Raw genomic sequence first — 11,604 nt, forward strand, 5'->3', positions numbered from 1 at the left:
AACACCTCGACCCCGCGTACTGATTTGGGGCTGAGGTGTTTTTTCTTTTCGGCGTGCGTGTCTCAAACGATCCGCGTAATTTCTACTCCGGCGCGACCTCGGCCTTTGCGTAGTAGAGGACGTACTGCTCGCTCATGGGGATGTCGAGGTTGTCGGTGTACTGCGGATCGGACAGCGTGAAGAAGCGCCGGATCAGCGGCAGGCGTTCCACTGCGTCGGCGCTCAGGAAAAAAGCCTGATCCACATCGCGCGGCAGTGCGGTCAAATAGCCCCACGTAAGATCCGCCGTGCCGATCGTGTTCAGCACCCGATCCCCGCTGCCGGTCAGGTACCTGAACGTGTCTCTGGCGTAGCGCGCGTCGTACCCTGCGCCGCCGATCAGGTGAATCTGCGTGCCCTCCGGGAACGTCGCGGCGCGCATGACCGCATCGGTTTCGTCCGGCATGCTCGACAGGATCCTGAGGTGGTAATTGAAGCTTTCCAGGTGGGGGCCAAAGTAGTAAGCGCCCTGGAAAAACGTGATTAGCGCCACGACGCCCACCATCGCCGCCCGCTGAAGGCGCGGGTGGCTCATGCCCGGCCAGGGGAAACTGAGGATCGCCCGGAAGCCTATCGCGCATAACAGCGCCAGCGCCGGAAAGACGCAGACGAGGCGCGTCGTCATAAATCCGCCGACCAGGAACCCGTTGCCGAGCGTGGCCACCAGCGGCCACAGCAGCAGGAGAATCGACGGCGCGCGCGGGTGCACGAGGCATACCACGACGCCGATCAGAAACGCGGGCGCGACCACGATCAGCAGCAGCGGCGTTCGCCCGTCATAATAGGCGCTGGCGTATTCGTACTGCGAGAGAAAGCCGAGCGCGACCGATTTCACGCGGCTCACGTACGCATCCGCCGTGTCCGCCGAGGAGACGCGGGAGGGCGGGATCGACGGATCGTGGATCATATCGAAGCGCGGCGTGAGCGGAAGCTCAAGCCCGGCCAGCGTGTAGTACACCGGGAAGGCGACGATGATCGTGACGAGCGCCGCCAGGATCAGCCCTTGCCAGGGTAAACGCTGCCCCCACAACACGGCCAGCGCCGCCACCCATACGGCCATCGTCACGGGAAACACCCCGCGCCCGCCCTCGTAGAAATATTGGGTCAGGCCCAGACAGGCTCCCGCCAGTGCGAAATTCGCCCGGCGGTGAGTCTGAAGCCCGCGCACGAGGAAGGCGTATGCCAGCGTTCCGAACAACGGATCCGCGATGTTGTTGAGCCCCAGGCGGCTGAAGTGCAGGTGCGGCGGATAGGCGACGAGCAGCAGCGCCGCGATGTATCCCGTCGTGCGGTCGAACAGCGAGCGCCCCAGCAGGTACACGGCGGGGATGGTGAGCGTCCCGAAGACGGCGCTTGGCAGGCGCAGCCCGGCGAGCGTGGAGCCGAACGCGCTGGTCGTTCCCCACTGGAAGTACGTGTAAATGCGTGGGAACGCGACGATGCCGTTGATCGGGAACAGCAGGTTGACCTGCTCGACCCGGTAATAGGCCATCATGTCGGCAAAATTAAGCTCGTCGACAAAAAGCCGGATCGTGCCGTTGAGGTTCCAGACGCGCAGGGCAAACCCTATGCCGGTCAGAAGGCCGAGCAGCCCGATTTCGCGCCACGGTACGCTGATCCGGCGGGGAGGCAGCGCCGCGCCGCTGGTTCCCCACACCAGCAGTGCAATGCCGCTCACCAGCAGCGCGAACTGGATGTGCGGCGATAGGCCCTTCAACAATTCCAGCCCCAACCACTGCCCGTCCGCCTCGGCCAGAACCAACAGCAGACCCGTGCCGATCAGGCTCGCCGGGAGCGCGCGGCGCGACGTGACGCCCTCGAAGCCGCGCCGGTCGGAGATCGACGCGGGCCGCCAGGGCACGGCCCACAAGGCGCAGCCCAGCAGGATGGAACCGGCTGCCAGCCATTTCAGAGCGCCTAATAAATTGTCTTCAGGGGCGGATATGGGATAGGGCGTTGTGGCGAAGATATTGAAGTCAAGCTCGGAAAACCCGACGAGGCGGAAGGCCCTGGCGCTGGCGATCACCGCAGCGACGCCTCCTATAGCATACAGGAGGGTCAGCGTACGGCGTATGGAAAAATGTTTGGCCCACCACCCCAAAGTCACCGGACGGGAAGAAGCCGGTGTCGTCTCGATCATGTAGACTCACTCGCGCATGATGCGATACCCCAGGCGGCGCAGCGCTTTTTCGTCTCGCCGCCAGTTTTTCAGGACTTTGACCCACAATTCCAGATAAACTTTTGTGCCCAGGAACTGCTCGATCTCCTGGCGCGACTGCTGGCTGATGGTCTTGAGCATCTGGCCCTGCTTGCCGATGACGATGCCCTTGTGCGAGTCGCGCTCGACGTAGATCGTCGCGCCGATGTAGGTGAGGGATTCGCTGCGCTCGGTGAACTCGTTGACCTCGGTCGCCACCCCATGCGGGACTTCCTGCTCCAGGTTGAGCAGCACCTTTTCGCGGACCATCTCGGCAACGATGTCGCGCACGGTCGTGTCGGAAAGCTGGTCGGCGGGGAAGTAGCGCGGACCGCGCGGCAGGGCAGCGATCATGCGCGCCAGCACGTCATCCGCGCCTTTGCCCTCTTTGGCGACGGTCGTTACCCAGTTGGCAAACGGAACCAGTGCGTGGAACAACTCGACGTGCGCGTCAAGCTGCTGCGGGCTGGTGATCAGGTCGATTTTGTTGAGCACCATCAGTACGGGTGTGACGCCTTCGACGCTGCGCACCAGCTCCGCGATCTGCTCGTCTTCGGGCGAGGGGCGCTCGCTGGCGTCCACCACGAACAGCACGACATCCGCGTCTTTGAGCGCATCGACGGCAACCGACACCATAAACTCGCCCAGCGGCGTGCGCGGGCGGTGGATGCCGGGGGTATCGACGAAAATCAACTGCGCATCGTCGCGGGTCAGGATGCCAAGCTGGCGCAGACGGGTCGTCTGAGGCTTGGGGCTGACGATGGCGATCTTCTCGCCCAGGATGGCGTTCATCAACGTGGATTTGCCCACGTTGGGGCGGCCAATTACGGCTACGAAGCCGCTGCGGTGATCTTCGGGCAGAGTCTCGTCTTCCTCGTCGTGCAGCACATCCAGCAGATCGTCGGGCAGGTCAGTCATCGGAATCCTTTGCAAGTGATCAAACACTCAGCTTGAACGGGTTGAAGTCCGTCGCGCGGTCGTAGTAGTCTTCGTGCTCCAACTGCTTGAGCAGGTTGACGATCCGGTAGGTGAGGGGCGTCATGGCTGCTTCCAGGCCGACCTTGAGGATGTAGTTCGTGACGACCAGCGACACGAAAATTTCCCACGGGAAGACGCCCAGCAGCGTGGCGATGACGGTGAAGACGATCGTATCGACGCCTTCGCCCACCAGCGTGCTGCCGATGGTGCGCATCCACAGCCAGCGCCCGCCGGTCCATACCTTCATCTTCGCCAGCACGAAGCTGTTCGAGAACTCGCCCAGGAAATAGGCCGCGAGGCTTGCCACGATCAGCCCGCTGACGCCGCCGAGGATCGCGTCATACGCGCCCTGACCGGCATATCCCTGCCATTCGGCCTCGCCGGGCAGCACCGCCGCCAGCCACACGAACAGGCCCAACAGCACGTTGGCCCCGAAACCCGCCCAGATCACGCGGCGCGAGCGCTTATAGCCGTACACTTCGGTCAGCACGTCCCCGAAGATGTAGCTGATAGGGAAGACGAGCGTCCCGGCATCGAACGCAAGCGCAATCGGGCCGAGGCTCATCTTAAGATCGATGATCTTGGCGCTGCTCAAGATGTTGCTGATCAACAGCACCGTCACGAACAGGACCATGATCAGGTCGTAGTAGCGATAATTGCGATGAATGTGTTCGTTGTCCATGCCGCCCATTTTAGCACAGGTGCGCCCAAAATGAAGCGGCGAGTCGCAGCGATCCCGGGTGGGCGATCAGCGTTCCGGGGAAAGGTCGGGCTGGACCGGTTCGGGGTCCGTCGCCAGATAGCCGAGTTCCGTCAGGCGTTTGATCGCTGTGCTGATCGGAACCTGGAACAGTACCGCGACGATTTGCGGCGCGCGCTGGCGGCTGTTGAGCGCGGAGAGCAGCGCAGTGGGCACGAGCAGCGTTGCGGCGAACGTATCGATGTCGTCGGCGGTCAGCGGCTTGCTGGACATCAGGCGCACACGGGTAGACCACGCGCTTTCGCCCACCAGCCGCGCGATGGCGCGGGCGGTCGTCAGGCGCTGCGCAAACGGGTCGTCGGTGGGCGGTGCAAGCTGCGGCGCGCGGTCGGGATCGACCGCCCAGAGCTGGAGCGGCGGGTGGCTGTAAATCTCGTCGACCGGAACGGGCAGGCGCAGACTGCCGCTCAACTGGAGGAGTTCGACCGCCATGTGCTCGATGCGGGCGCGGCGGGCGATGATCTTCATGGTGTGGCCCCGCGAGGCTGTGGGCGTGGGCGAGGTGCGGGCGAATGCGTTGGGAGTGTAGTCGTTGTACATGGCCGCGATCCCCATCTCTACCAGCATTCGGTGTGCGCTCTCAATTGCTGTGATGTAAGTGCACGCCATATAAAAGGATAGCGTGCGGCGCGGATCTGTCAATATGGTATAGCCCAAACAAAAACCGCCCTCACAGGGGAGGGCGGTCGGTGTGTCGTTGAACGTCGGAGGTGGTTACTGCGGCTGGGCCGAGGCTGCCGCGTCGGTAACCGGCAGCGTGTCCGCGCTGCCCACCACGACCGACACCAGATCCCCGAAGATCCAGGCCGTCGCGCCGTCTTCCGGCAGGGTGACCAGATACCAGTCGCGGGCTTCGTTGGCGCCCTGCATGAACACGATGCGCCCGTTGATCGCCGTGCCGACGCGGGCCCCGTTCGTGGACGGCTCCGCGCGCAGGTTGGCGGGGGTGGACGTCTGGACGCGCGCGATCACCGGCAGCAGCGGCTCGATATCGGCCATTTCCGCATCGGGCGCCGGCTCCCAACTGGTGAGGCGCTCCTGCATGGCCGTGGACGAGGTGAGATTCTGGCTCACGCCCGTGCGGATCTCCTGGCGGTAGACGTCCCAGGTGAAGCCGATCGGATCGACGTCCGCGTCACGCAGGTACGCGATCTGCGTCTGGTCGGGGCTGAAGACCGGCTCGCGCTCCGCGACGTCCGGTGTATAGGTCACGTTGCGGGCCTGCACGTCCGGCTCGCAGGTGGTGTTTTCGTAAATGCACGCGGCGGGCAGAATGAACACGTCGGAGACGTCGCCCTCGGTCGCATATGCGATCCACTGGCCGTCAGGGCTCCAGTGCGGTGTCAGGCCCGCGGCGACCGGGACCTCGACATCCGTTTCGGTGTCTAGCACGCGGATCTCCCACTCGGAATCCTCCTCGCGGGCGACGTAGCGGTTGTACATCAGGTACCGTCCCGTCGGGTCGTACGAGGCGCGGCCCGTGTCATCACCGAAGTCGGTGAGCTGCGTGACGTCGCCGCTGGTGGTATCGACCACGTACAGATTGTAGCGTTCGCTGTCGGCCCGGTTGGAATAAATCGCAAGGCGGTTGCCGTCAGGATGCCACGACGCGGCGTAATCCTGGTACACGCCGTCGTTGGGGATCAGTTCGGTGCTCTCGCCGCTGTCCGGGTCATACAGGAAGAGGTTCGCGGTGCGATTGTCCCCATGCCAATCCGTTGCGGAATCGCCGCCGCAGATGCGCGTATAGGCCAGCACGGTCATGTCGGGGTTCCAGATGCCGTCGCGTATCCAGCAGTTCGCGTCGTCGTCTGCGACCAGCACGGTTTTATCCGTGCCGTCCGGCAGGATGGAATACAGGCCGTCATCATCCGCGATCACCAACCGGCCCGGGGGAACGGGCAGCGTTGAAGGAGTTTCATCACCTTGCGCGCTCACACCCGGCACAACGAGGCTTGCCAGGGCGAGGACGAGCAGGGACACGGTGAGGCGCTTACGGAACATAATAAGTCTCCTTGTGGGGCCGCTCCACCAGGGCGAAAACATTGACAATCTCAAGTCTTAGTTATGTCTTGTTCAGGGTCGATTGTCAAGTGTGCAGGCCGATGCCTGCACAACGACCAGCCGACGCGCACGAGAAGCACGCGTGGTTGTTAAAAAAGCTGGACATTTGCACGGCGATCGGAAACCGGGCAAAAACGCATCTCCGGCTTCGTTTTTAGCGTCCAGCGCAGGAGGTAGACGGCATTGTTCGGGATTTCGTGCGGAGGGGGAGTTCGGTTAGGCCAGCAGAGCCAGCGAGCGGTCGGCGGTTTCGCGGACGTCTGCGGGGGTGATGTCGGCGGTGGTTGCGGCGGGCAGGATCACGCTGAATGTGCTGCCTTTGCCCGGCGCGCTCTCGACGCGGATCTCGCCGTGCAGCCGGGTCACGATGCGCTGCACGATCGACAGGCCGATCCCGCTGCCGCTGGCTTCGCCCTGGTGGAAGCGCGTGAACATCTCGAACAGGCGCTCCAGGTTCTCCGGCGCGATGCCCAGCCCGTTGTCGATGATGTCGTAGCACACGTTTTCGCCCTCGGCGCTGCCGCGAATCTCGATCCGGGGGGCGGGATTGTCGCGCCCGATGTATTTGATCGCGTTGCCGATCAGGTTGGCCAGAATTTCTTCGAGCCAGACGGGGTGGGCGTGAGTGGGGGGCAGGGGCAGCCTGACCTGAAGCTCGATGTCGCGCTGGACGATCACGTCGCGCAGGCGGGCGATCGCGCCGCGCACGGCCAGCTCGGCGCTGACGTTGGTCAGGGCCATGTCCGGGTTGCGAAGCTGCGCCAACAGCAGCAGCTCTCCGATCATGTCGCGCATTTGCGTCGCGGATTCCTGCAAATAGGACAGGTACTCGCGGCCTTCTTCGGACAGAACGTCGCCGTCGCTGTCGTCGAGCAGTTCCGTGTAGCCCACGATGATTTGCAGCGGCGTTTTGAGGTCGTGCGCGACGGTATGGGTGAATGCGTCAAGCTCGTTGTTGCGCGTCTCAAGTTCGCGCGCGTAGCGGCGGATCGTTTCTTCCGAATCTTTGCGGTCGGTGATGTCCCGCAAGACCACGACGCGCCCGCGCAGGCGGCTGCCCGCATAAATCGGGGAGATGCGCATGTCGAAGATATGTAGCCTGCCCCGGCACTGAAGCTCGATCTCGGTGTGCCCGGTGCGCAGTTCCTGGTAGCGCTCCAGCAGGCCCGGCAGTTTCGCCAGGGCGACCGAGGCGGGCTGCCCGATGACCGCTGCCGTGCGTGTTTCGAGCATCGCTTCGCCCGCGCTGTTGACGTCCACAATGCGATTCTGGGTGTCCAGCACGAATATCGTGTCGGTGATGCTGTTCATGACGATCGCGTGCGCCGGAGGGATCAGGTCCAGCAGGCGGTAGCGCAGCAGGCTCCACCCGATCGCAAAGCAGGCGAAGATGAACCCGAACGGCGTGATGTCGTAATAGGCGGTGATGCTGTTATCCACCGAGGTGATCAGGTACGTCGCCAGCGGCCCCATGACGGCCAGCAGCAGCAGGCCAAGCTGGGCGCGGTAGATGCGCGGCGCGTGGATGAGCGAATAGGCCGTGATGCCGATGATCAGCAGGGCCAGGATGACGTAATACACGCCGCCGAGGATGTAGATCGGGCCGTAGGTGCAGTCAAAGAAGACCAGCCCGTTTACTTTCACCACGCCGACGGTGGCCCAGTTCAGGTGATGGTACGAGTTTGTCCAGGCCGCCAGCGTCTGGATCGTGGACGGCGTGAAGATCAGGATCATGTTACGGGGTGTGATCCATTTTTCGTAGCCGGTATAAGCCAGCACGAACAGCAGCCATAAGCCCGGCACATAAATAAAGAAGTATTCGATCTTGAGCCAGAAATGGATCGCCGATTCGTTCGCCGCGAGCAGCTCCATCGCGTACGACAGGATCATCCCCGCGCTTGAAAGGCTGCTCAGGACGAAAAGGCGTGTGTCGAGGCTGTGTCCCCGCTGCCATGCCACAAAGGCAAGGCCAAAAAGCGGCAGCGCTCCGATGATAAGGGGCAAAACATAAGGGTTGGACTGCCAGGCCACTTCCGACCCTCCCATTGAACTTGGCTCATATATAACATTGATAAATTACTCAGGCAACTGTGAAAATAAAGAACTTGCTCAAGTCATATGTCATCTTTATGGTCAGGGCGCTGTGTCGGACCACATCGCAGGGCCGTTTTGGGCGGCGATGCACTTAATTTTCATCATGCCCGGCGCCCTTTTTACGGCACGGAAAGGGGCTTCGATTTGCCGCTTTTAGATTGGATGCGGCAGGGTCCGGCAAGGGCGCGAAATGGTTGACGCTTTGCCCGGTTAGCGGTATCGTTGTCCCGGCGTGACACCCGTCCGTTTCCTCTAGTGCGTTTCTTCACTAGCGAGACTGGGGGCCAGGCGGCAAAATCTTCCAGGTTGCATCAGGCAAGCCCCGCAACTGCGGCGCGAAGACGCGACGTCCATTTGGTTACCTGTCACGGCGTGGCTGTTTTCGCGCATTGATCGATCTTTGTGTGGTGTCCATTCCTGCAAAATTGAGGAGAGAATTTAGATGGCACATAAGTGGGTCTATATGTTCGAGGAAGGTGACGCCGAAATGCGTAACCTGCTGGGTGGCAAGGGCGCCAACCTGGCAGAAATGACGCGTATCGGCATCCCCGTCCCTCCCGGCTTCACCGCTACGACCGAAGCCTGTATTGCCTATCAAAAAGACGGCGCGTTCCCCGAAGGCATGTGGGATCAGGTCGTCGCCAGCATGGAAAAGCTGAACGAGCAGACTGGCAAGACGTTCGGCGACGCGAGCAATCCGCTGCTGGTGTCGGTTCGTTCGGGCGCGCGCGTGTCGATGCCCGGTATGATGGACACCATCCTGAATCTCGGCCTCACCCCGGCGGGTGTCGAGACGATGGGCGAGAAGTTTGGCGATATGCGATTCGCGTGGGACTCGTACCGCCGCCTGATTCAGATGTTCGGCAAGGTCGTGCTGGGCGCGCCTGCGGAACCGTTTGAAGAGATTATCGACGACATTCGTAAAGAAGAAGGCGTCAAGACGGACGCTGAAGTGACTGCGAATGGCTGGAAAGAATGCGCCCGCCGCTTTAAGGAACTGGTCGAGAACCACACCGGCCAGCCGTTCCCCGAAGATCCCTACGAGCAGCTCCGTCTGGGCACGGAAGCCGTGTTCAAGAGCTGGAATGGCAAGCGCGCGGTGGACTACCGCAACAACTTCGGCATCCCGCACGACTGGGGCACGGCGGTCAACGTTGTGACCATGGTCTACGGTAACTTCGCGGACGGCAAGAGCGGCACCGGCGTGGCCTTCACCCGCAACCCCTCCACCGGCGAGAAGAAGTTCTACGGCGAATACCTGCTCAACGCGCAGGGTGAAGACGTCGTGTCCGGCGCCCGCACCCCGACCGAAGTTTCCAAGCTGGTGGAAGAGATCCCCTCGGCCTGGCACGAACTTCAGGACATCGCGCAGAAGCTCGAACAGCACTACCGCGAGATGCAGGACATCGAGTTCACGATCGAAGCCGGTAAGCTGTGGATGCTCCAGACCCGTAACGGCAAGCGTACCGCCGCGTCCGTGGTGAAGATCGCCACCGACATGGTGGACGAGGGCCTGATCAGCAAGACCGAAGCGGTGGCGCGCGTTCAGGCGAGCGACATCGACCAGCTCCTGCACCCGCGCTTCGACCCGACCGTTCTGGCGAAGACCCCCGTGCTCGCGCACGGTCTGAACGCCTCGCCGGGTGCCGCGGTGGGTAAGGTCTACTTCGACGCCGACACGGCGGAACAGAAGACCAAAGAAGAAGGCGAAGATGTGATCCTGGTCCGCCCGCTGACCGAGCCGGATGACGTGCACGGTATGCTGGCCGCCAAGGGTATTCTGACGCAGGAAGGTGGCGCGACCAGCCACGCCGCTGTGGTGGCCCGCCAACTTGGTAAGCCGTGCGTGTCTGGCTGCGGCGAAATCAGCATCAACCTCAAGGAACGCAAGTTCACGGTCGGTGATGTGGTCGTCAAGGAAGGCGACATCATCTCGCTGAACGGCGCGAAGGGCGACGTTTACCTGGGTTCGATCCCGGTGGTTGTCCCCGAATTCGAAGAGCAGACCGAACTCCAGAAGATCCTGGGCTGGGCTGACGATACCCGCCGCCTGATGGTCTGGGCCAACGCCGACGATCCGCAGCAGGCGACCCGCGCGCGCAAGTACGGCGCGCAGGGCATCGGCCTGTGCCGCACCGAGCACATGTTCCTGGGCGAGCGCACGCAGCTCTTCCAGAACTACATCCTGGCCGAAGACGACGCGGCGAAGGCTGCGGCGCTGGCCAAGATGCTGCCGGAACAACGCGACGACTTCCACGGCATCTTCAAGGCGATGGACGGCCTGCCCGTCATCATCCGCCTGATCGACCCGCCGCTGCACGAATTCCTGCCCAGCCGCGAAGAACTGCTCGTTGACGTCGCACTGGCGAAGTTCAAGGGCGAAAGCGCTGGCGAGAAGGAACGTCTGCTGGCGAAGGCCAACGAGCTGCAGGAATACAACCCGATGCTGGGTCTGCGCGGCGTCCGCCTGGGCGTGATGATGCCCGACGTGAACAAGATGCAGGTCCGCGCGATCTTCGAGGCGGCGTGCGACGCGGCCAAGGAAGGCGTGGACGTGCACCCCGAGGTCATGATCCCGCTGATCGGCCATGTCAACGAGCTGAAGTTCCTGCAGAAGCTGCTGCTGGACGAAGCGAAGGCTGTCATGGACGAGAAGGGTACCACCATCAGCTACAAGTTCGGCACGATGATCGAGATCCCGCGCGCGGCTCTGACCGCCGACGAGGTCGCCGAGCTGGCACAGTTCTTCAGCTTCGGCACGAACGACCTGACGCAGATGACCTACGGCCTCAGCCGTGACGACGCCGAGCGGCACTTCCTGCTCCAGTACGTCGAGCAGGGCATCCTGCCGGTGAACCCGTTCCAGACCATCGACCGTGACGGCGTTGGCCTCCTGATGAAGATGGCCGTTGAGAAGGGCCGCGCGACCCGTTCCGATCTCGAAATCGGTATCTGCGGTGAGCACGGTGGCGACCCGAACAGCATCGACTTCTGCCACATCATTGGCCTGAACTACGTGAGCTGCTCGCCGTTCCGCGTGCCGATCGCTCGCCTCTCCGCCGCACACGCCGTGCTGCGCGAAAAGGGCTGGCCGCGTATTGGTGACCTGGGCGCTATCGACCCGGCCAAGAGCTAAGCTCCGTTTCACTGCACGACTCAAAAGCCAGGCGCAAGCCTGGCTTTTGTGATCCCGTGGAGTTGCGTCAGGTGCGCGCCGGACTTTAATAGAGTTGGAGCATGTGATTGTCGCTATGATGTAAACAGGCGGACTCTAGCGAGGAGCGGGCCAGGATGCGGACGTGGGTGCAGGTGGGGCTGTGTGTACTGCTGGTATGTGGCGTGCTGGCGGCGGGACCGGTCGCCGCGCAGGGCGATTCCGAATCGGATGCGCCGTACATCTACTACTATTCGAGCGACCACAACGCGTTCGTGATCGAGCGCGCCGACGGCACGGATACGCGCCTGCTGGGGG

General features: G+C 62.7%; 8 protein-coding genes. 2 read left to right on the forward strand and 6 right to left on the reverse strand.

Annotated elements, in window-relative coordinates:
* Positions 1–82 precede the first annotated feature (82 nt).
* The 6 genes from V7116_RS14405 to V7116_RS14430 form a co-directional block, all read right to left on the reverse strand.
* Positions 83–2,179, reverse strand: a complete 2,097-nt coding sequence (locus tag V7116_RS14405) for an ArnT family glycosyltransferase (RefSeq protein WP_324392637.1) — start codon at positions 2,177–2,179, stop codon at positions 83–85.
* Between the two features lie 6 nt (positions 2,180–2,185).
* Positions 2,186–3,154 (reverse strand): GTPase Era, encoded by a 969-nt coding sequence (gene era, locus V7116_RS14410; protein WP_324392638.1) that lies wholly within the window; start codon positions 3,152–3,154, stop codon positions 2,186–2,188.
* Positions 3,155–3,173: 19 nt separating this feature from the next.
* Positions 3,174–3,896, reverse strand: a complete 723-nt coding sequence (locus V7116_RS14415; protein WP_324392639.1) for a queuosine precursor transporter — start codon at positions 3,894–3,896, stop codon at positions 3,174–3,176.
* Positions 3,897–3,962: 66 nt separating this feature from the next.
* Entirely contained in the window at positions 3,963–4,541 is a 579-nt protein-coding gene (locus V7116_RS14420; RefSeq protein ID WP_324392640.1) for an ImmA/IrrE family metallo-endopeptidase, read from the reverse strand.
* Positions 4,542–4,688: 147 nt separating this feature from the next.
* Entirely contained in the window at positions 4,689–5,978 is a 1,290-nt protein-coding gene (locus V7116_RS14425; RefSeq protein WP_324392641.1) for an SH3 domain-containing protein, read from the reverse strand.
* A gap of 276 nt (positions 5,979–6,254) precedes the next feature.
* A complete protein-coding gene (locus V7116_RS14430; protein ID WP_324392642.1) occupies positions 6,255–8,084 on the reverse strand; it encodes a histidine kinase N-terminal 7TM domain-containing protein in 1,830 nt (609 codons plus the stop codon).
* A 490-nt stretch (positions 8,085–8,574) separates the two neighbouring features.
* Here V7116_RS14430 and ppdK point away from each other — a divergent pair, with 490 nt between their 5' ends.
* On the forward strand, positions 8,575–11,268 hold the full coding sequence (gene ppdK, locus V7116_RS14435) for a pyruvate, phosphate dikinase (RefSeq protein ID WP_324392643.1): 2,694 nt from the start codon (positions 8,575–8,577) through the stop codon (positions 11,266–11,268).
* A gap of 155 nt (positions 11,269–11,423) precedes the next feature.
* A partial coding sequence (locus tag V7116_RS14440; RefSeq protein ID WP_324392644.1) for a hypothetical protein occupies positions 11,424–11,604 on the forward strand: 181 nt, incomplete at its 3' end.

The sequence above is a fragment of the Aggregatilinea sp. genome (assembly GCF_036822615.1).
In the GTDB taxonomy this organism is placed as follows: Bacteria; Chloroflexota; Anaerolineae; order Aggregatilineales; family Aggregatilineaceae; genus Aggregatilinea.

Bases quoted from the DNA above. Each gene is read 5' to 3' on its own strand.
- V7116_RS14425 (WP_324392641.1), bottom strand. From the start codon at position 5,978: ATGTTCCGTAAGCGCCTCACCGTGTCCCTGCTCGTCCTCGCCCTGGCA.
- V7116_RS14405 (WP_324392637.1), bottom strand. From the start codon at position 2,179: ATGATCGAGACGACACCGGCTTCTTCCCGTCCGGTGACTTTGGGGTGG.
- V7116_RS14430 (WP_324392642.1), bottom strand. From the start codon at position 8,084: ATGGGAGGGTCGGAAGTGGCCTGGCAGTCCAACCCTTATGTTTTGCCC.
- era (WP_324392638.1), bottom strand. From the start codon at position 3,154: ATGACTGACCTGCCCGACGATCTGCTGGATGTGCTGCACGACGAGGAA.
- ppdK (WP_324392643.1), top strand. From the start codon at position 8,575: ATGGCACATAAGTGGGTCTATATGTTCGAGGAAGGTGACGCCGAAATG.
- V7116_RS14420 (WP_324392640.1), bottom strand. From the start codon at position 4,541: ATGCTGGTAGAGATGGGGATCGCGGCCATGTACAACGACTACACTCCC.
- V7116_RS14415 (WP_324392639.1), bottom strand. From the start codon at position 3,896: ATGGACAACGAACACATTCATCGCAATTATCGCTACTACGACCTGATC.